The organism is Candidatus Saccharibacteria bacterium, assembly GCA_016699895.1.
Taxonomy (GTDB): Bacteria; Patescibacteriota; Saccharimonadia; order Saccharimonadales; family Saccharimonadaceae.
The window spans coordinates 384,335-404,689 of record CP064991.1; the positions used below are offsets into that span (position 1 = coordinate 384,335).

At 48.2% G+C, this 20,355-nt stretch carries 19 protein-coding genes and 1 tRNA gene; 17 read left to right on the top strand and 3 right to left on the bottom strand.

The annotated features are described in order from the left end of the window. Window positions 1-10: 10 nt before the first annotated feature. Entirely contained in the window at window positions 11-229 is a 219-nt protein-coding gene (locus IPL44_02090) for a hypothetical protein (GenBank protein ID QQS17092.1), read from the bottom strand. Window positions 230-284: 55 nt separating this feature from the next. Here IPL44_02090 and IPL44_02095 point away from each other — a divergent pair. From IPL44_02095 to IPL44_02105, 3 genes are all read left to right on the top strand, one after another. Beyond that, window positions 285-359, top strand: a tRNA-Glu gene (locus IPL44_02095). Between the two features lie 39 nt (window positions 360-398). Further along, a complete protein-coding gene (pyk, locus tag IPL44_02100) occupies window positions 399-1,829 on the top strand; it encodes a pyruvate kinase (GenBank protein QQS17093.1) in 1,431 nt (476 codons plus the stop codon). A 118-nt stretch (window positions 1,830-1,947) separates the two neighbouring features. After that, window positions 1,948-3,111 carry a phosphoglycerate kinase gene (locus IPL44_02105; GenBank protein QQS17804.1) on the top strand — a complete coding sequence of 388 codons (1,164 nt, stop codon included), beginning with the start codon at window positions 1,948-1,950 and terminating at the stop codon, window positions 3,109-3,111. Window positions 3,112-3,284: 173 nt separating this feature from the next. Here IPL44_02105 and IPL44_02110 read toward each other — a convergent pair whose 3' ends face one another. Both IPL44_02110 and IPL44_02115 read right to left on the bottom strand, forming a co-directional pair. Continuing rightward, entirely contained in the window at window positions 3,285-3,536 is a 252-nt protein-coding gene (locus tag IPL44_02110) for a hypothetical protein (protein QQS17094.1), read from the bottom strand. 13 nt (window positions 3,537-3,549) lie between these two features. After that, window positions 3,550-3,849, bottom strand: a complete 300-nt coding sequence (locus IPL44_02115) for a hypothetical protein (protein QQS17095.1) — start codon at window positions 3,847-3,849, stop codon at window positions 3,550-3,552. A 163-nt stretch (window positions 3,850-4,012) separates the two neighbouring features. On the opposite strand from IPL44_02115, the gene recG reads away from it, so the two are divergent. The 14 genes from recG to mnmA all read left to right on the top strand — a co-directional run bounded on the left by recG (window position 4,013) and on the right by mnmA (window position 20,322). Then, window positions 4,013-6,061: an ATP-dependent DNA helicase RecG gene (gene recG, locus IPL44_02120; GenBank protein QQS17096.1), complete on the top strand. Its 2,049-nt coding sequence runs from the start codon at window positions 4,013-4,015 to the stop codon at window positions 6,059-6,061. 44 nt (window positions 6,062-6,105) lie between these two features. Further along, entirely contained in the window at window positions 6,106-6,891 is a 786-nt protein-coding gene (locus IPL44_02125; GenBank protein QQS17097.1) for a hypothetical protein, read from the top strand. Window positions 6,892-6,908: 17 nt separating this feature from the next. Further along, on the top strand, window positions 6,909-8,138 hold the full coding sequence (locus tag IPL44_02130) for a tyrosine--tRNA ligase (protein ID QQS17098.1): 1,230 nt from the start codon (window positions 6,909-6,911) through the stop codon (window positions 8,136-8,138). A 53-nt stretch (window positions 8,139-8,191) separates the two neighbouring features. Beyond that, a complete protein-coding gene (locus IPL44_02135) occupies window positions 8,192-8,977 on the top strand; it encodes a triose-phosphate isomerase (protein QQS17099.1) in 786 nt (261 codons plus the stop codon). Beyond that, on the top strand, window positions 8,978-9,763 hold the full coding sequence (locus tag IPL44_02140; protein QQS17100.1) for a hypothetical protein: 786 nt from the start codon (window positions 8,978-8,980) through the stop codon (window positions 9,761-9,763). It abuts the gene before it with no gap. A gap of 49 nt (window positions 9,764-9,812) precedes the next feature. Then, a complete protein-coding gene (locus IPL44_02145) occupies window positions 9,813-11,942 on the top strand; it encodes a UvrD-helicase domain-containing protein (protein ID QQS17805.1) in 2,130 nt (709 codons plus the stop codon). 142 nt (window positions 11,943-12,084) lie between these two features. Then, on the top strand, window positions 12,085-13,218 hold the full coding sequence (locus tag IPL44_02150; GenBank protein QQS17101.1) for a DUF348 domain-containing protein: 1,134 nt from the start codon (window positions 12,085-12,087) through the stop codon (window positions 13,216-13,218). A gap of 36 nt (window positions 13,219-13,254) precedes the next feature. Further along, window positions 13,255-14,481 (top strand): DUF348 domain-containing protein, encoded by a 1,227-nt coding sequence (locus IPL44_02155; GenBank protein QQS17102.1) that lies wholly within the window; start codon window positions 13,255-13,257, stop codon window positions 14,479-14,481. Window positions 14,482-14,488: 7 nt separating this feature from the next. Next, on the top strand, window positions 14,489-15,262 hold the full coding sequence (gene rsmA / locus IPL44_02160; GenBank protein QQS17806.1) for a ribosomal RNA small subunit methyltransferase A: 774 nt from the start codon (window positions 14,489-14,491) through the stop codon (window positions 15,260-15,262). Continuing rightward, window positions 15,259-16,719 (top strand): methionine--tRNA ligase, encoded by a 1,461-nt coding sequence (locus IPL44_02165; GenBank protein QQS17103.1) that lies wholly within the window; start codon window positions 15,259-15,261, stop codon window positions 16,717-16,719. Before rsmA ends, IPL44_02165 begins: the two co-directional genes overlap by 4 nt. Next, on the top strand, window positions 16,719-17,468 hold the full coding sequence (locus IPL44_02170; protein QQS17104.1) for a TatD family hydrolase: 750 nt from the start codon (window positions 16,719-16,721) through the stop codon (window positions 17,466-17,468). The genes IPL44_02165 and IPL44_02170 overlap by 1 nt, the downstream gene beginning before the upstream one ends. Before the next feature lie 7 nt (window positions 17,469-17,475). Next, the gene (locus IPL44_02175; protein QQS17105.1) at window positions 17,476-18,624 is read left to right on the top strand and encodes a cysteine desulfurase; all 1,149 of its coding nucleotides are present in this window, start codon (window positions 17,476-17,478) and stop codon (window positions 18,622-18,624) included. After that, window positions 18,617-19,213 carry a YdcF family protein gene (locus tag IPL44_02180; GenBank protein ID QQS17106.1) on the top strand — a complete coding sequence of 199 codons (597 nt, stop codon included), beginning with the start codon at window positions 18,617-18,619 and terminating at the stop codon, window positions 19,211-19,213. The genes IPL44_02175 and IPL44_02180 overlap by 8 nt, the downstream gene beginning before the upstream one ends. Further along, window positions 19,210-20,322, top strand: coding sequence for a tRNA 2-thiouridine(34) synthase MnmA (gene mnmA / locus IPL44_02185; protein ID QQS17107.1), 1,113 nt, complete (start codon window positions 19,210-19,212; stop codon window positions 20,320-20,322). The genes IPL44_02180 and mnmA overlap by 4 nt, the downstream gene beginning before the upstream one ends. Window positions 20,323-20,355: the final 33 nt, after the last annotated feature.

Sequence of the window (20,355 nt, forward strand, 5' to 3'; positions counted from 1 at the left end):
CCAGATCTAATTATTTAGTTATAGCGATGATGCCTTGAATGACGAGGAACAAGACCGCCGCAACGATCAATGTCGTGATTGAAACAGTTCGCAAAAACTTTTTATGATCATGGATCCATTGGCCAAAATCACTGCGAACGACAGCTTCAACTTTGTGGACTCTGACCGTATTATCGGTCTTTGCGGCGCCCGAATACTTTTTGTTACGTTTCTTTGACGTTTTTCCCATAAAACTATTTTACCACAAACCGAGTGTATGGTATAATATCGGACGGACTCTCCGCGGTCTCATCGTCTAACGGTTAGGACACCAGGTTTTCATCCTGGCAATCGGGGTTCGATTCCCCGTGAGATCACCAGAGTTTATAGAAAAATTTATTTTTTAAGGAAAGGCTCTCATGTCAAACAAACTAACTATGAAAAATACCAAGATCTTGGCTACCATTGGGCCGGCTGTTGATAGCCAGGAAAAAATCGCAGCTCTGATCGATGCCGGTGTCAATGGCTGCCGTATGAACTTTAGCCACGGCAACCCCGAAGAGCGCAATATGCAGTTCCAATGGATTCGTGAATATTCTGCCAAAGTTGGCAAGCACGTCGCGATTCTGCAGGATTTGCAAGGGCCAAAGATTCGCATCGGTCAATTAAAGGACGATATGCAATTTGATATCGAGGCTGGTGATGAAATCGGTTTGACCTATGGTATCGAACATGACGGCGGCAATAATCTGCCTTCACAGTTCGATCTGAGCCAAGGCGCCAAACCTGGCGAGAGGATTTATTTGTTTGATGGTAGAATCAAAACCATTGTTGAACGCATCGAAGGTGCAACGGTCTGGGTCAGAGCTGAAAATAGCGGCTACGTGATTAGCCGAAAATCTATTAATTTGCCCGATACCAATTTCGATCAGGGTCAGATTTTAACCGAAAAAGACATTGCCGACCTCGAATGGGGTGCTGACAAAGATTTTGATTACCTAGCAGTGAGCTTTATCCACAAAGCCTCTGATCTCGATTATATCCGTCAAATAATGGCTGATCGTGGTATCGATCGTCCGTTGATTACGAAACTCGAGACTAAAATGGGTGCTGATCCAGATAATCTAGAAGACATCGTAAAGAAATCTGATGGCGTTATGGTGGCTCGCGGTGATCTATCGACCGAAGCCGGTCTAGAGGTTGTTCCGGTTGTCCAGCGCAAGATTATTGCCTTGTGCCAAAAACACTGCAAGCTCAGTATTGTTGCGACCCAGATGATGGCTAGCATGGTGGATAATCCAGAGCCAACCCGTGCCGAGGTGAGCGATGTTGCGACGGCTGCGATCGAGGGTGCTGATGTCGTCATGTTATCAGAGGAAACTGCTATGGGTCATTACCCAATCGAGGCAGTCCAGGCTATGAAGAAGACGATTCTCTACGCCCAGGAACATCTACCGGTCAATCCACTGTATGTTCGCGAAGGTAGTGACGTGTATCGTGATTCAATCGCTGAATCGGCAGTTATGATGGCCCAGCGAACCGAGGCTGACGCGATCGTTGTTGAGACTTCGTCTGGCAAAATGGCTAGAAATATCGCTATTCATCGTCCAAAATGTCCGATTTTGGCAGTTGCTCCGAGTGATCGTGTCGCTAACCAGACCTCATTACTCTATGCGACGCATGGTTTTTATGGCCAAGCTGGCGAGGGTGTCGCGGTGGCGCAGAGATTATTTGACGAAGGATTCTTTGGTAAAGACCCTGCAACCATTATTGTTGTTAGGCGTTCGCCAGAGACTGCTCAGTCATCAATCGCTAACACGATACAGCTACAGGTTTTAGGTGCTCAATAAATAGCTAAAATTACCATAAACTGATACAATAAACATATAATTCGGAAAGGTATAGGTGGGAATAACATTTCCTTATAAAACGGTGCGTGACGTCGATGTTCAGGGCAAACAAATCCTGATGCGTGTTGACTATAATGTGCCACTCGGCAAAGATGGCTCGATAGCTGATGATTTTCGTATTACCGCGAGTCTGCCGACGATTCGCTATCTGTTGAAACGGGGTGCCAGGTTAGTTTTGATGTCGCATCTAGGTCGTCCGGATGGTCAGGTAAAACCGGAGTTCAGTCTGGAGTCGGTAGCCGCTAATTTGTCTCATCAATTAGATCGACCAGTTAAATTTGTGTCTGATTGTGTCGGTGATGTGGCGAGCGTTGCGACGAAAAACATGGCAGCTGGCGACGTAGTGTTACTCGAAAACCTCCGCTTTCATGCTGAGGAAGAGACCAACGATCGTACTTTTGCCGCAGATCTAGCGAAGAGTTCGCATGCGAGCTTGTTCGTTCAGGATGGCTTTGGTGTCGTGCATCGGGCGCATGCTTCGACCGCTGCGATTACGGAGTTTTTGCCGAGTGTTTCTGGGCTGTTGCTCGAAAGGGAATATCTGGAAATCGAGAAAGCCATCAAGGATCCGAATCGCCCCTTGACTGCAGTTTTGGGTGGCGCGAAAATTAGCGACAAGATCCCGCTCGTTAAAAAATTCGTCGAGATTGCTGATACCATTGTCGTGGGCGGTGCTATGGCGAGCAATTTTTTGAAATATCTCGGTTATAACGTGGCTGATAGTTTGGTCGAGCCGGATGTCGACAATGTAGTAAAAGATATTCTAGATGCTGCGCATAGTAAGTTTGGGGCTGAATTTCATCAACGATTTATTTTGCCAATTGATGTAGCAGTGGCGGAACATGGTGATGAAAATGAACCTAGGCTAGAGATGCCTGTTGATGCTGTACATGGCGACATGAAGATTCTTGATATAGGCGCAAAAACCATTGACCGAATCAGTCTCGCAGCAGTCGAATCAGGTACAGTGATTTGGAATGGAACACTTGGCGTGGCTGAGCGGGCAAATTTCGCGCATGGCTCGGCTCGTTTAGCGCTAGCACTCGCCACGCACCCTCACATCGTGAGTATTATCGGTGGCGGCGATACAGCTGATTTTGTCCGTAGCTGGGATGCTCTAAAAGGTGGCTCATTTACCCATGTCTCAACGGGCGGTGGCGCTAGTCTCGAATTGATGTCTGGTGATACCTTGCCTGGTATCGCGGCACTGTTGCCGAAATAAGGTCAGTAGATCTGTAGACAAGCAAGCATGACAGTCGTGACGGAGCGAAAGCTCAACGTCGTTATAGGTATAGCTAGGGGGAGGAGAAGCGGCCGAAGCCGAGGCTGGGTGAGATGTTCTAGGAAACCGACGATGGTCTCCGTTTGTCTCGCCCAGCCTGGCTGGTCGGCTGTTCAGGTGTTCGCTGCGCTCCAGCGAGCCACCTCGTTGAATGCGACGGCCTCCAGAGCGTGGAGGTTAGTTCCGGCCGAAGGCCGCAGTACGACCCTTGCTGTGTTGTCGTCGAGCACGCTGAGCGACTCCCCGGACAGTACCTCGAACAGGTGCCCACCGCATTCCTCGGCCTTCGGACCGACGACTGTGACGAGCAAAAATCGCCCGTTGTCATCGGCCTTGTACTCATACTGGGAGTAGCTGACACTCATGTATTCCTCTTCTTCAGTCGAGCGACATGCGGTTGGCGCCGTACCACAGTGCCACGGTGCTGAGGACGAACTTCTCGAATTGTTCGAGGCTCGTCTTGGGCGTCAGTCGGAACGTGACCTGGTAGGTGTCATCACCGAGCTTGGTGATGTCGGCCGTTGCATGCCGGTAGTACCGACCGGCGGTGACCTGTGCCGTCAAGTGCGCGGTCAGCTTGAGGCTGTCCGCACCACTGGCGGAAGCGACCAGATTGCCCTCGTCATTCAGATACAGGCCGATGCCTCGGATCGACTTGGTGGTGGTTGAATCGGACATGAACCCTCCTCGGGGTAGTTGTAACCTAGCTGGCATACTTGCTTGTCTTGTCAAAATGCGGCAAGCGGGCGTAGTGATACATAGCTAGTCTTGCTAATAGTTAATTTTATATTAATATGAGGTATTTGTCAATACTAGGGCGATCAGTGCTAGAATAGTAGCTATGAATCTGGCGACGAAATTATCAGCTATTCGTGGTGTTGGACCGAAAACAGCAGAGCAGCTAGAGGCGGCTGGGCTCGTTACCGTCGATGACCTGTTGAATTTTTTGCCTCGGCGACACGAAGACTTTTCAGAAGTTGTCTCAATTGCGGATCTCAGGCCTGGCAAAGTGACCATCAAAGTTCGCTGCGAATCAGTCCAGACAAAGTTTGTGCGACGTGGTATGCGGGTGACGACGGCAGTTCTAACTGATACTACCGGCAAGGTTCAGGCGGTGTGGTTCAACCAACCATACCGCGAAAAACAGTTATCAGGCGCCGGCGAATTTTATGTCAGCGGTGAGTTTGGCTTGCAGCGCGGGCGGTATCAGCTGACTGCGCCATCAGTTGAACTAGTCAAAGACCTTCCTGTTCAAACCGGTAGAGTGTTACCGGTCTATTCGCAACCGCGAGGTATCAAAACGACATTATTTAGAAAGATTTTATCTGAACTCCGGCCGCTCATCATGATGCTACCGGAAACGTTGCCGCCGGAAATAGTAACTAGCGAACGTTTAGCTAGTCGCTCCGAGGCTTTGACTGGGATACACTTTCCCGAGTCGCCCGGAGCAATCGCCTCGGCTCGCGAGAGGCTAGAGTTCGAGGAGCTATTTGGTTTGATCCTAGCTGCTAAGCTAAACAAGGCTGAAAATAGCAAACTAGACGGCTACAAAATTACGTTTAATCAGCTAAAGATTAAACAATTTGTGACGAGTTTACCATTCGATTTAACAGCCGCGCAAAAGAGAGCATTGTGGGACATTTTGCAGAATTTTGAGGCAGGGGTGCCGATGAATCGCCTGCTCCAGGGCGATGTTGGGTCTGGTAAAACTGTCGTGGCTGGTGCGGCAGTATATCAAGCTAGCCTAGCTGGTTTTCAGACAGCATTTATGGCACCGACGGAGATTCTAGCAACTCAACATGCCGAAACTCTCACTACATTATTGTCCCCGCATGGGCTATCGGTTGCCCTGCTGACGGGTTCGGTTAAAGGCAAGGCCAGAACAGAATTGCTAGCTCGGGTTGCCGAAGGCTCAGTCGATATCCTGGTTGGTACGCATGCATTATTCCAGCCGAATGTTATTTTTCATAAACTTGGCTTTGCGGTTATTGACGAACAGCATCGTTTCGGTGTCAAGCAGCGCCAGGAGCTATTGGCAAAAGGTTCCGATCATCATACGATGCCACATCTCCTATCGATGACCGCAACACCGATTCCGCGCTCATTGCAACTGACGCTGTTTGGCGACCTCGATATATCAATCATTAATCAATTGCCAAAAGGTCGCAAACCGATTACGACCGAGATAGTTTCGCCGAATAGTCGGGCTCAAATGAACGATAAGATTCGTGCCGAGCTAGAATCTGGTAGGCAAGCCTATTTCATAGCGCCACTCGTCGAGGATTCGAGTTTGACCGATCAGCAATCAGTCACTAGCTTGGCCAAAAAAGTCATGACGGATTTCAAAGGTTATCGGGTAGAGATCCTGCACGGCAAAATGAACGGTGAATCAAAAGACGCAGTCATGCGACGATTCCTGGCTCATGAAATAGATATCCTTGTCGCTACAACGGTGGTCGAGGTCGGTGTTGACGTGCCTAACTCAACTATCATTGTCATAGAAAATGCCGATCAGTTTGGACTCAGCCAATTGCACCAGCTGCGCGGGCGGGTCGGTCGTGGGCAGTGGCAGTCGCATTGCTATTTGGTGCAGTCAGATAGCAGTGCGCCGACGAGACGGTTGCGAGAGTTAGAGCGTAGCAATGACGGATTTTATTTGTCGGAAATCGATTTGCAGCTACGCGGTGCAGGCGAGATTTACGGCACGGCACAGCATGGTCAATTGAATCTAAAGATCGCCAATCTAGGAGATACGAAAATGATTGCGCGGGCCGCGACGGCAGCCACACGCTTTGCAGCAATGACTGCTAAAAATCCAGATATTCTGCTACAATATGAAGCGTTAGCTCACGAAGTCAATAAATACCAACGGCTAACTACTCTCAATTAATTATGTATTCAGGAACAACCATCAGGCGTGGCAGCGGAAAATTAATGGGTACGCATCAAAAGATTGATCGCGTGGCTCGTCGCCGTTTACAACGTTATATCCCGTCCGGAATCCATTTTCCAAAGTCTCGGGAAATCGTGAATTTTGAAGGTCTCAACGGTCCAGACGGTATCAAGAAGAAATCTCCCGCAAAGGATGAGCCGTGGCATTATATCGATCCAACTGATCCGGATGATCGACAGATTTTGGATCTGATTCAGGGTCACGAAAACAATTTAATTGCGGCGCTCGTGGAAAATAACCGAGAACGTGCGGCGTTCGAGGCAGCGTGGTTAGCGCACGCGATCACCGATGGTTTGACGCCAGCGCATCATTATCCGTACGAGGAAAAACTAGAAGAGCTGCGTGGCGAGGATCTAACGACGCGAACTAGTCTGGCTAAAAAAGTCATTATGCCGGGCAAAAATATGCGCGAAAAACTAGTCAATAACTGGGAGTATTGGAAGCCGAATGGATTATTGACGGCGCATGGATTCTTTGAATTCGGCGTGGCGACTATTGCTGCACCACGTCGTTTTCCGGATGTTGTGTTAACTCGCCATGATCGTCAAAAAGTACGCAAAGTTGGCGGCATAGTACCACTATACCAGCGTTCAGTGAACAAGATTTACAAAATGGGCCTCTACGATGAATTTTTACGTACTAGCTGGACAACCAAACTGGCACGCCGCGTTAAAAATCGTTTAATGCCAGAAATTATCCATGCGGTGTTGTTGTCGTGGTATTACTGCGCGTGGCGAGCCGGACAAGATTTGCGAAAACAGAGCTAAAATTGTACAATAACAGTATGACATTTAGCGAAGAACTAGCTTGGCGTGGCTTCGTAGGTCAGACGACCTACGAGGATCTAAAGCAAATTGATCAACCAGGGATTACTTTTTACCTCGGAGTTGACCCGAGTGCTGATAGTATGCAGATCGGTAATCTAGCCGCAATGATTTTGGCGCTACGGTTCGTCAGAGCTGGCCACAAGGCTATCTTACTGGCTGGCGGTGCAACTGGCATGGCTGGTGGCGATCCGGATGGCAAAGACGAAACGAGGGCTAAACTCTCTCTCGACACTATCGAGCACAACGTGGCGGCCATTGAGAATCAGTTCAAGATTATTTTTGCTGGCGAGGATATCCGGGTCGTCAATAACTACGACTGGTTTAAAAACATTAATTATATCGATTTCCTGCGTGATGTCGGTTGGCATTTTTCAATGACACAGCTACTGGATCGGGATTTTGTGCAGAGTCGTATCGGCGAGGGTGGCAAAGGTATTAATTATGCCGAATTTTCCTATTCTCTGATCCAGGGTTATGACTTTTTGCACCTATATCGCGAACACGGCGCGACGCTACAGCTCTGTGCAGTTGATCAGTTCGGTAACTCGGTCAGCGGTATGCAGATGATTCGAAAATTAGAGGGTGCTCGGGCCGATGTGTTCGGCATGCCGCTCGTTATTAATAAATCAACGGGCAAAAAATTTGGCAAGAGCGAAGGCGGTGCGGTTTGGCTCGCCTCGGAGAGAACGAGCCCATATCAGTTCTATCAGTTCTGGCTCAATGCTGATGATGATGGTGTGATTGATTACATAAAGATCTATACTTTCATGACACCCGAGGAAATTAATACTCTGGCCGAAGAGCATTTTGCCAATCCAAGTGTGCGCATGGCACAAAAGAAATTAGCCTACGAAGTTACCAAACTGGTGCACGGTGTGGAGACAACCGATCGCATCGTCGATATCACAACAACGCTGTTTGGCGGCGGTGATTCTAACATTTATGAGCTGCTAGGCGACACTGATAAGCTCGATATTTTGGCGCATGAAATTCCAGTAGTCGGAATCGATCAGTCAATTGTTGCTGTGTTGGTGTCGAGCCAGGTTGCCTCCAGCAATGGCGAGGCGCTTCGCCTGATTAAACAGGGCGCCGTGTCGGTCAATGGCCAAAAAATCGACGCTGACCAAACGGTTCGAGAAACTAGCCTCGTCAAAAAGGGCAAAAACAGCTTTATTTTAGTACGATAATCTTTGCGATTTGTATCCGCTTGTGCTACAATAATCAATAATTAGGGAGGGCCATGAAAAAGTATATTATCGGCAATTGGAAGATGAATCTAAATGTTCACGAGTCTTCGTTGTATGTTGCTAAACTAGCACAAGACGTGCCAGTTCATCGTGAGGTGGAAACAGTTATTTGCCCCTCGTTTCTGGCTTTACAGCCATTGTCGCTCCAGGTCAATCATCGTCAATTGAAGCTCGGTGCCCAAGATTGTTATTGGCGCGATGACGGTGCATTTACTGGTGAGGTCTCTGCCAATCAGCTACGTGGTTTAGCTCAATTTATTCTAGTCGGGCACTCGGAGCGCCGAAACATTTTTGGTGAAGATGATCGCGAGATTCGTTTCAAGGTTCAGGCAGCTCTCCGCAATGGTCTGCGGCCGGTGCTTTGTGTTGGCGAAACACAGTTTGAACGCGAAGAAGGTGCCACCAAACACGTTTTGAGCGATCAGGTTGTGAGCGGCCTGTTGAATGTTGATAGCGATCAGATTAGTGAGGTGATCGTGGCGTATGAACCAGTTTGGGCGATTGGCAACGGTAATACTGCTGAAGCTGTAGACATCGAACAAGCCATGAGCCTTATTCGAGCGCAGATAGGTCACATGTTTGGCAAGAAAGCCGCCACCTCGGTTCCAATCCTCTATGGTGGCAGCGTCAAGCTCAACAATGCAAAAGCTATCATGTCGATTGATAACGTTGACGGATTGCTGGTTGGTGGCGCCAGTTTGGTGGCGCCAGAATTTGCCGGTATGGTATCGATTGCTAACGAATGTGCTCGCGAGGAGCGAGCCGATAAAAAGGATTAAATGAGCGATAACGATCAATCCCCAGAACGCAGCGTCCGACCATTCCGTGGGCGTTTCATGGACATGGTTCATCCTTCTTCCGATGTGCAGGTGTCAGACAAAGCTAACTATGCATCAGATCGACAAACGAATGTCGCGGCGGAATCAGCCGAAGAGTCGGATAGCATTTTCGAGCCAGTTGCCTTTACCGAGTCAACTGATTCGACCGAGCCTAAAGCTGTCGATACGAATCCAACAGCAGAATCTGATCAAACAGAGGAGACGAGCGAGCCACTTAATTCACCATTTTTGCCTGGCGTTAAAGTGGATAAACGCCCGCTTGGAGCCGCTGAGCCAGACACTTTACCAGAATGGTTACAACGTGGGCTAGATGAACTGAGTGAGCTAGAATTGCCGGCTGATGATGGCGGAAAGGGCACGATGGAACCGGAGCTACCGGCCGAAGTGCCAGCTGAACCCGCAGCTGTAAACGAGCCTGAGTTAGAGTCTGAACCTGAATCAGAAATGGCTCAATCAAGAGTTGTCGAAGTATCGAATAGCCAGTCGCTAGATACCCGAGCGGCGCTCGAAAATACTATGATTCAGCCGCAATATAAACCTAGCAGTGATAATAACATTGCTCGGCCCAGCTCCCCGTATGCTTATGCCAGTCATGATGGTGCTACTGTGAACGCGAAACCTAAAAAACATATTCCAGCTTGGGCTTGGATAGTTATTTATTTGTTACTAATTTTAGTTGGCGCTGCCGTGGGCGCTCTAGTCTATCTGTCGGGCTGGCTGGGTTAGTTGCGATGCTGCGTGATACAATAGTCGGGTGAATAAACCAGACATAGACATTTTAAAAGGCCTAAATCCGCACCAGTTGGCGGCCGTGGAACATGACAAAGGCCCCTTATTAATTTTAGCTGGCGCTGGGTCTGGCAAAACCAAAACTTTGACACATCGGATAGCCTATTTGATTGATCAAAACAAAGCTTCGACTGGTGAAATTTTAGCCGTAACGTTCACTAACAAAGCGGCTGGCGAGATGCGAGAGCGACTGGCTAGTTTGCTTGGCGTAGCGTCGGAAAATCGATCTTTTATGCCATGGATGGGGACATTTCACTCGATTGCAGTGCGAATTTTGCGGTATTATGGCGAGCAAAACGGCCTGCCCCGCAACTTTGTCATTTTAGACGAAACCGATCGGCTATCGTTAGTTAAAACTGTGATGCGTGAACTAAACATTGTCGATAAACAGTTCAACCCCAGAACGATTGCTAGTTTGATTTCGACCGCAAAGAACGACATGCTGCCGCCCGACGAATATTACAAAATCGCTCGCATGCCGTTGCAGCAAATAGCCGCCGAGGTGTATCCGCGTTACGAAAAATTGCGTCGTGATACCAAATCATTAGATTTTGATGATTTGTTGCTCGAGACGGTTAGGTTGTTGCACAAGGTTTCGGCCGTGCGCGACCAATTAGTCGCTCGTTTCAAATACGTTTTGATTGATGAGTATCAGGATACCAACAAATCTCAGTATCAGATTATTCGATTGTTAACCGGCAAGGATCAGAATATTTGTGCGGTCGGCGACGACTGGCAGTCGATCTATAGCTGGCGCGGCGCGGATTTTACCAATATATTGAACTTTGAGCGTGATTTTCCTGGTGCCAAGATCATTAAATTAGAACAAAATTATCGCAGTACGGCTGCAATTTTGAATGCGGCTCACAATGTGATAGTTAAGAATTCCCAGCGCACCGACAAACAGCTTTGGACGGCGCAAAAGGGTGGAGCGCCGGTTGAAATTGTAGCTACTAGTAGCGAAACGCACGAAGCCGAAGTTATTGCGCAAAAAATTGCCATGGATCTCCGAGTTGGCGAACGGTCGGCTGATGACTTTGCCGTGCTTTATCGGACGAACGCACAGTCGCGTATCATCGAGGAAATCTTTTTACGATTTGGGTTGAATTATAAAATTGTGGGTGGCACTAGATTTTATGATCGCGCCGAGGTCAAAGACCTACTAGCCTATGCGCGGTTGATCTACCAACCGTTTGACAGGGCTAGTTTCGAGCGAATCGTCAATGTACCAAAGCGGGGCCTCGGCGATGTGTCGGTCCAGAGATTTTTGGCTTGGCAGACGGCGCGCGGTTTATCGATCGTGGATGGGTTATTAAATGTGGAAGGTTGCGATGGGCTGACGCCGCGAGCCAAAGCTGCTTTTTTGAAATTAGGTAATCGGTTACGAGATTTGACGGCCTTGTCCGAAACAGCACAGCCCGATGTTTTGCTGTCTCGAGCGATTGAGACGTTTGACTATGACGATTATTTGAATGACGGTAGCCCGTCTGCCGAGTCGCGTCTAGAAAACGTGGCGGAACTGGTCGGCGTTGCCAAAACGTATGCCGAGTTAGGGCTGGCTGGTTTCCTGGAGGAAGTCGCCCTGGTCAGTAGCGCCGACGCAACGAGCGATCAGGCGGTCACGCTCATGACGCTGCACGCGGCGAAAGGACTGGAATTCCCAGTGGTCTTTATGGTTGGTATGGAGGAGGGCATTTTTCCGGGGTCTCGCGCCGAATTTGATCCATCGGCCATGGAGGAGGAACGTCGACTTTGTTACGTCGGTATGACGAGGGCACGCTCGGAACTGCTCCTGACTTTCGCGAGTAGTCGATTGCTCTATGGTTCGCGCCAATATAATCAGCCATCGCGGTTCCTGTCTGATATTGATGATCAATTTACAGCTCGGGCGGGAGGTATTGAAGGCTATAACAGTGGCACGAGCAATCCGTATGTCGATGACGAACCAGCCTTTATACCAGACGAGATTGAAGTCGCCGTTGGCGATGAGGTCAAACACAAAATTTTTGGTGTTGGCACAGTCATTGATATCGAAGGTAGTATCGTCACAGTCAATTTTGGCACCGGTCAACCGAAAAAGCTCAACGTAGCATTTGCGCCTCTGGAAAAAATATAATTAAACGTGCAGCCACTATTTGCTGATGGGCGACCTTTTTGCTATAATAAAATAGTTAATTGTGGGTATAATCAACGGCACTTTCTCTCCTAGAGTCCACCACGCATACTATTATCGAGCTGGACTGGGCTTTTTACTTTTAATGTTGATAGTAGCTGTCGTGGTGATAGTAAATCGCAATGTTTTTGCAGATGCTACCATTAATCGCAACAATCACGTCATAACGATTTACGATGAGGCACGCGAAAAGACGATTATTTCACCAGCCAGTACGGTGTCCGAAGCCTTGAACGACGCCGATATCACGCTTAGTCAATATGATTCGGTGGATCCTGGACGTGATAGTGAAATAGTTAATGGCTCGAACGTGATTACAATCCGTCGTGCTCGGACGATTGTGGTGCGGGATGGGACGAGGGATATTCGCGTTATTACCGCTGCCCAAACTAGCGCAGAAATTACCGCTGCCGCTGGTCTCAAAATGTATGCTGAGGATCAAACTAGTCTAGAGCCAGTCGATGACATATTGGCATCGGGTGGTGCTGGCCTGATCCTAAAGATTACGCGCGCCAAAGTGATCAATTTGCGTCTCTATGGTCAGGATATGCAGATTCGTACCCAGAGCAAAACCGTCGCTGACTTTCTAGAGGAAAAGAATATCAGACTAGGCAAAGATGACGGCATGAATGTAGCCGACACGACGCCGATTACGAATCAAATGGAGCTGCAGATTTGGCGCAATGGCATCCAGACGATTACCACGACTGAGACAATTCCTTTTGATACGAAAACTGTGCGTGATCCAACTATGAAACTTGGCTATCGCCAGGTGCAAACTCAGGGCCAAGACGGCGAAAAAACAGTTATTTACCAGGTTGAAATGCGCGACAATCAAGAGGTGAATCGAACCAAAATTAGCGAAGTTATAAATGTTGGCGTCGTACAGCAGGTCGAGGTGATTGGTACCAAAGTTGAGCTACCACCTGGATCACACACTGACTGGATGGCGGCAGCTGGAATCGCCGAGTCAGATTATGGCTACGTGGAATACATCATATCGCATGAATCAGGCTGGGGCGTCACAAAATCAAACTACTCTGGTTCTGGTGCCTACGGGTTATGTCAAGCTTTGCCCGGTAGCAAAATGGCTTCAGCTGGTAGCGACTGGGCGACAAACCCGATCACGCAGCTCAAATGGTGTAATGGGTATGCCGTCGGACGCTACGGATCTTGGGCCAAAGCCTATGATTTCTGGATCCAGAAGCACTGGTGGTAATTAACCCATAAATTTGTTATAATAGAATAACAAATCGTGGATAAGTCAAGACATACCCCATCAAATTTTACTCACTGGCTAATGATCGTCAGCGCATTGATCGTAACGATTGCTGGCGTCAGCGCGATGATTTCTAGTTTCATTAATGGAGATCAGGCTACTGGATCGGAGCGTGTCGTAACTATTTATGATGACGGTGTGGAAAAAACCGTTATAACCAGATCATCAACCATCTCAGACGCGTTAAAGGATGCCGAGATATCTGTCGGTGATTACGATTCGATTGCTCCATCTGTAGATAACAAAATCGAAAATGCCTCACAGATCGTAGTGATACATCGCGCTCGCCCCATCATAGTGGTCGATGGACAGCGTGAGGTCAAAATTGTTACGGCGACACAGTCGGTGACTGACATCGCCAAAGCCGCCGGTGTGACCATATATGCCGAAGACACCGCTTCGATCGCTCCCGGTGACGACATACTGTCAGCTGGTGGTGCTAGCTTGACTATGCAGATCGCGCGGGCTAGGACGGTCAACCTCGAACTTTATGGTCAAACGATGACGATTCGGACACTGGCTCAAACAGTCGGTGAATTTCTAAAGGAAAAAGCTATCGTGATGGCTGATGGTGATAGTATTAATGTTGATCAGGATGATCCAATTACTGATCAAATGACGATTCGCATCTGGCGCGATGGTATCCAAACGATCACCACTACCGAGCAAATCAACTACACAACCAAAGTTATCAAGGATCAAGCGCTAAAATACGGCTACCGCGAAACCCAAACTACTGGCCAGAACGGACAGAGAACGGTCATTTATCAGATTGAAATCAAAGACGGTCAGGAAATTAGCCGATCAATCATTAGCCAGATCGTTAACGTCGCTCCGATCGAGCAAGTTGAAATCGTCGGCATGAAATCTGACCTAAACGTCCCAGCACTGAGCGCTAGTCGCGGCGCGCAGATTTACCAAGTTGGATCGATCACGCGCAAGGAAACGTATTATGACTTGCCGATGAGCGGCGCGATGCAAGCTTGCGGTCAAAAAGGTTATTACGAAGTTCGATCGGATGGTGTCAAGGTCGACCGTGATGGCTACGTGATTGTTGCGGCTAATCTGAGTCGATATCCGCGGTGTAGCGAGGTCGATACCAGCGTCGGTCGTGGCAAAGTGTATGACACTGGCGGTTTTGCTGTCAACAGCCCGGAACAATATGATATCGCAACAGATTGGAGCAACCGAAATGGCATCTAGACTCGACATTACCAACAAATCTCTCGGTCAACATTGGCTAACCGATCCGACGATTTTATCTCGGATCGCCGAGCCGGCGCACATATCGAATCAGGACGTTGTGCTAGAGATTGGTCCAGGACTGGGTACCCTGACAAATGTTTTATGTGAACAGGCGAAATCGGTGATTGCAGTCGAGTTTGATCGTCATCTGGCTCAGGATCTGACTAAAAAACAAATTTCAAACCTCACGGTCTTGAACGAAGATTTTTTGCAGTTCGATCTAAACCAGTTGCCGATGGGCTACAAAGTCGTGGCCAACATCCCCTATTACATTACCGCTAAAATCGTCCAGAAATTATTGACTGCCGGCAACAAGCCGGCTGTCGCGGTGTTGCTCGTACAAAAAGAAGTTGCCGAGCGTTTGGCGGCTGAACCTGGCGACATGTCGATCTTAGCCGTGAGCGCGCAAGTCTACGCCGAGGTTAGTTTGGGCGATGCTGTACCCGCTGCGTTCTTTACGCCGCCGCCCAAAGTGGATTCACAAGTTGTGATTCTGAAAACTTTATCAAAACCTAGGTTTGCGGAATTTGACGAGCGAGCGTTCTTTCGAGCGGTAAAGGCAGGTTTTTCGGCTCGCCGCAAGAAATTACGCTCCAGCATTGCCGGTGGCTTAGGCGTGTCGAAACCTGCCGCCGAGGAGTTGTTAGCGAAATCCAATATCGACCCAAATCTCCGCGCTCAGGATTTGTCGCTCGCCGACTGGCAGAATTTAGCGAAAAACAGTATAATATCAGAGTGAAAAAGTTTTATATAACGACCGCCATCCCCTATGCCAATGCCAAACCGCACATTGGTACTGCTATGGATTATCTCTACGGTGATATTTTATTACGTCACCAAACTATGCAGGGTAACGATGCGTTATTATCAGTTGGGACTGACGAACATGGCACAAAGGTTGCCAAAAAAGCTGCGGATAATGGACAAACTCCGCAGGAATTTGTTGACGAGTTACAGCCACATTTTGAAACGATGCGCCAGAAACTAAATCTTGATTTTTCGCATATTCGAAATGTTAGGACGACTGACGAACAGCATGTCAGGAGGGTTCAGGATATTTGGCGACGGCTAGACGCGGCGGGATTGATTTATAAAAATACTTACGAGGGCTGGTACTGCGTTGGCTGCGAGAGATTTATCCCAGACAACGAAGCTCGCGCTATGAATTTCATCTGCGATGATCATCAGAAACCGCTCGAAAAACTGAGCGAAGATAACTATTATTTGGCGGTGTCAAAATATACCGGTCAGATTCGGGACTTTATCAAAACGGCAGTTGTGCCAGAATTTCGTGGTCGTGAGCTGCTCGATCTGGTCAAAGATGGCGCCAAGGACGTTTCAATTAGTCGCCCAGTTGACAAGCTAGAGTGGGGTATTCCGGTGCCGGGTGATGAATCTCAAGTCATGTATGTTTGGATTGATGCTTTGTCGAATTACCTAACGGTTATCGGCTATCCTGAAAACGATGAATATCAGGATTTTTGGCCAGCTGATATTGAGATTGTCGGCAAAGATATCGCGCGGTTTCATGCCATTATTTGGCCAGCGATGCTACTCGGTTTAGGATTAGAACTACCGAGCAAATTGATGATTCATGGCTTCGTCAACGTTGGCGGCGCAAAGATGAGCAAAAGTATCGGTAACGTTGTGAGCCCGCTAGAGATTATCGACGAGTATGGCGTAGATGCTTTTCGCTATTATTTTGCACGTCACATTCCGACATTCGAAGACGGCGATTTCACCTGGGAAAAATTCGAGTCAGCCTATAACGGCGAACTAGCGAACGACCTCGGCAACCTGGTTAGCCGTGTAGCTAATATGGCAAAAAAATATATGAATGGCGACCTTTCGGGTATTACAAATGCTGACTCGACACATACTACTTCTGAGAATCTAGACAATTTGCAACTGGCTGCCGCGATCGATAATGTTTGGCTACAGATCCAACAAGCCAACAAGTTTGTTGATGACCAAAAGCCGTGGCAATTGGCTAAAATGGGCGAAACTGAACAACTAGCTGTTGTTATGTCGAAACTAGTGTCTGATATCCGAGCGATCGCCAGAGAACTATTGCCGTTTCTACCTGAGACTTCCACCAAAATTAATGAAATTTTTGGTGGTGATACTATACCCGACAATATTCCAATTCTGTTTCCTAAAAAGTATTTACATTCCGAAGAGCCGAGTCGAAAATAATGCTGATTGATACGCATTGTCATATTCATGAAGACAACTATCCGCTCGACCGAGAGGCTGTCCTCGATGTAGCGCGAGCTAGTGGTGTTGATAAAATTTTGGTAGTTGGCACCGACATGAAAAGCTCACTGGCGGCGGTTGAGTTTGCAGCGACGCATGACAATGTTTGGTCGATACTAGGTGTTCATCCGCACGAAGCTAAATTTGGTATCGACGGACTAGAGAGTCTCCTAATCAAACCAAAGGTCGTTGGGGTTGGCGAGATCGGTCTCGATTACTTTTATAACCACAGTCCGCGCGAGACACAAATCGAAATGCTTAATCAACAGCTTGAACTGGCGTTGAAATATGATTTGCCGATTAGCTTTCACGTCCGCGAAGCGTTTGACGATTTTTGGCCGATAATTGATAATTTCGCTGGGCGGGCGCGCGGGGTGGTCCATAGTTTTACTGACAGTATTCAGAATCTAGAGCAAGCCTTGAACCGGGATTTTATGATCGGGGTGAATGGTATCGCGACGTTTAACAAAGATCCAGGTCAGCACAAAATGTATCAGTCTATTCCGCTCGATCGAATGGTTTTAGAAACCGATGCTCCATTTCTATCTCCCGCTCCACATCGCGGTCAGCCGAATCAGCCATCCTTCGTAAAGGAAATCGCTGAGTTTTTAGCCGATTTGCATAAATCTGAATTTGACGAAGTCGCCTCGAAAACTACTGCCGCAGCGGAAAGGCTATTTGGTATATAATAGACAGGTGATATATCTCGACTATGCTGCGGCAACGCCGCTGGATCCACGTGTTCTGAAGGCTCAGGAGCCGTATTTTACGGACCAGTTCTTCAATCCTAGCGCCAGTTACCTTGCTGCACAGCAGGTCAGAGCCGATTACGAGGCGGCACGTCATAGCCTAGCGCAGATTATTGGCGCTAGACCTGCTGAGGTAGTTATAACGGCGGGCGCAACAGAGTCGATCAATTTGGCCTTGAATGGAGTGAGTGGCAAAATTTTGACAACTGAAATTGAGCATGCGGCTGTATTGTCGCTGGCAAAGGCTAGAAACGGCGTAATTATTCCGGTCGATGCCAAAGGTCGGATCAATCTCAGCTTACTGGAATCATCTATTACTGACGAGATTGAACTGATCTCGATCGGCTACGCTAATAGTGAGATTGGCACAGTCCAATCAATCAAAGAAATTGCGAGTATAGTCGCTCGTATTCGGGAACGTCGCAAGTCTACTGGCAATAATAGATCATTATTGTTACATACTGATGCTAGTCAAGCGGCAGGCTATTTGGATATCAATACCGCACGTCTCGGCGTTGATCTGATGACTCTGAACGCTGGCAAATGCTATGGTCCGAAACAAGTTGGGCTGCTATACGTGAAGGCTGGTATCCAGCTCAAACCACTTGTTTATGGCGGAGGTCAGGAGATGGGATTACGGTCTGGTACGGAAAATGTGGCCGGAGCGATTGGTTTTGCACGCGCCCTGGAACTAGCCGAGAAAAAGCGAAAAGCTGAGACAATCAGATTATTGGAGCTGCGCGATGATCTAGAAAACTTTATTATGAATGAGTTCGAGGACGCGGTTATTAACGGTCATAAAAAACATCGATTGCCTAATATATTAAATTTTTCGATTCCAGAGCTCGATGGCGAGCGAGCAGTTTTTGCACTGGATCAGGCTGGTGTGATGGTCGCGACCGGATCGGCTTGTGCTGCCAACAAAGGTACGCGCAGTCATGTGCTGACGGCGATTAGTTTAGCGCCCGAGGTGGCCGACGGCAGTTTGCGAATTAGCATGGGGCGACTGACGACCGAGTCTGAAATAGCCGAACTAAAACCGATCCTAGCCGAAACTATCCGCGCTCAATTAAAATTCGGAGCGATACATGCTTAAATGGGTTATCGGTGGAGTGTTAGTTTTCGTTCTATTTATTATGGCGATTTCGAGTTTCCTGAGTCCTAATGACCTGGCGCAGTGTGATTCTGTACCTAGCGGCGTTGATCGTTGCGCGGCGGCAGATGCTATCATAGCCGTGAGCGGCGGCGATACGGCAGCTCGCGCGAAATCGGCTATCGATTTATACAAAAAAGGTTGGGCTAAACTGATAATCTTTAGCGGAGCTGCGGCTGATCCGAATTCGCCGTCTAATGCTGCGGTGATGAAACAAATAGCAATAAAGGATCATGTTCCAGAGTCGGCAATTTTGATCGAAGGAGAATCTAATACGACCAAAGAAAATGCCGAAAAGACGAGAATTTTATTAGCTAAATACAATATCAAAACTGCGATTATTACAACCAGTCCTTACCATGAGCGTCGAGCTCTCTGGGAGTTCAAGCGAGCGGCTCCACATATAGATTTTCGAACGAAACCAGCTGAGGACCATACGTGGGACTTGTGGTACCTAAAACCGACTGGTTGGTGGCGCGCGTTTAGCGAGCTAATCGGCATTAGTGTTCTCGTGGTACGGGGTGTGGTATGAAAGTTTACGTCGGTATGAGTGGCGGCGTTGACTCGTCGCTGGCGGCGGCGCTTTTGGTAGAGCAAGGTTACGATGTTACGGGCGTTTATATGAAAAACTGGACGAGAGATCTACCTGGAATGCAATGTCCCTGGGCAGAAGACCTAGCTGATGCCAAACGCGTGGCGGTTCGACTCAATATCCCATTCAAAGTTTTCGATTTCCAGGACGAATATAAACATCTGGTGGTCGATTATATGATCCGCGAGTATTCGCTCGGTCGCACGCCTAATCCGGATATTATGTGTAATCAAGAGGTCAAGTTCAAGCTATTCCTCGATGCGGCGTTGGCTGACGGTGCAGATATGATCGCGACTGGACACTATGCTAGGGCTCATGTTCAGGAGGGGCTCACCCATCCGCTCGGTTCTGAAATGAATTCAGAACTTTCGCCCCACCCCCTAAAGCTCGTGCGGAGCACTCGTCTCCTGCAGGCAAAAGATAAAAATAAAGATCAGACGTATTTTTTGTACAGAGTTAGTGAATCGGCACTGCAAAAAACGTTATTTCCGATCGGGGATTTTGCTAGCAAAGCTGAAGTTCGGGCTGCTGCAGAAAAGCTTCAATTGACGACGGCCGCCAAACGCGATAGCCAGGGCATTTGTTTTGTGGGGTCAGTCGGTATCCGCGAGTTCTTATCTCAATTTGTTGAGACAGAGCCCGGTTCGATTATCGAGCGAGAAACTGGCAAGGTTCTCGGTCAACACGATGGGGCGATTTTCTACACTTTCGGTCAGCGCCACGGCCTCAATATCGGTGGAGGCTTACCGTACTATGTTGTCGGCAAAGATATGGATAAAAACGAAGTCTACGTCAGCACCAACCTTAACGACAGCCATTTTTGGATTCATGAAATCGCCCTAACCGACATCCACTGGATCAATCACCAGCCAGACATTGGCAAAACCTATCAGATTCGAGTGCGACATCGCGCACCACTGGTCGATGCTGAATTGATCGACGCTAATACGGTAAAAATTGCCAAACCAGAACGAGCCATCGCGGCCGGACAGTCGATCGTTTTTTATGACGGCGACATGGTGCTGGGTGGTGGTATTGTGCGCGGTTAGTTTCTCTTTCCAGGTTATTCTGGTATAATTACC

Excerpts from the sequence above, each read along its gene's own strand:
- IPL44_02180 (QQS17106.1), top strand. The coding sequence starts at position 18,617 with ATGCTTAAATGGGTTATCGGTGGAGTGTTAGTTTTCGTTCTATTTATT.
- recG (QQS17096.1), top strand. The coding sequence starts at position 4,013 with ATGAATCTGGCGACGAAATTATCAGCTATTCGTGGTGTTGGACCGAAA.
- IPL44_02090 (QQS17092.1), bottom strand. The coding sequence starts at position 229 with ATGGGAAAAACGTCAAAGAAACGTAACAAAAAGTATTCGGGCGCCGCA.
- IPL44_02130 (QQS17098.1), top strand. The coding sequence starts at position 6,909 with ATGACATTTAGCGAAGAACTAGCTTGGCGTGGCTTCGTAGGTCAGACG.
- IPL44_02110 (QQS17094.1), bottom strand. The coding sequence starts at position 3,536 with ATGAGTGTCAGCTACTCCCAGTATGAGTACAAGGCCGATGACAACGGG.
- IPL44_02105 (QQS17804.1), top strand. The coding sequence starts at position 1,948 with ATGCGTGTTGACTATAATGTGCCACTCGGCAAAGATGGCTCGATAGCT.
- mnmA (QQS17107.1), top strand. The coding sequence starts at position 19,210 with ATGAAAGTTTACGTCGGTATGAGTGGCGGCGTTGACTCGTCGCTGGCG.
- IPL44_02170 (QQS17104.1), top strand. The coding sequence starts at position 16,719 with ATGCTGATTGATACGCATTGTCATATTCATGAAGACAACTATCCGCTC.
- pyk (QQS17093.1), top strand. The coding sequence starts at position 399 with ATGTCAAACAAACTAACTATGAAAAATACCAAGATCTTGGCTACCATT.
- IPL44_02135 (QQS17099.1), top strand. The coding sequence starts at position 8,192 with ATGAAAAAGTATATTATCGGCAATTGGAAGATGAATCTAAATGTTCAC.
- IPL44_02150 (QQS17101.1), top strand. The coding sequence starts at position 12,085 with ATGTTGATAGTAGCTGTCGTGGTGATAGTAAATCGCAATGTTTTTGCA.
- IPL44_02115 (QQS17095.1), bottom strand. The coding sequence starts at position 3,849 with ATGTCCGATTCAACCACCACCAAGTCGATCCGAGGCATCGGCCTGTAT.
- IPL44_02125 (QQS17097.1), top strand. The coding sequence starts at position 6,106 with ATGGGTACGCATCAAAAGATTGATCGCGTGGCTCGTCGCCGTTTACAA.
- IPL44_02140 (QQS17100.1), top strand. The coding sequence starts at position 8,978 with ATGAGCGATAACGATCAATCCCCAGAACGCAGCGTCCGACCATTCCGT.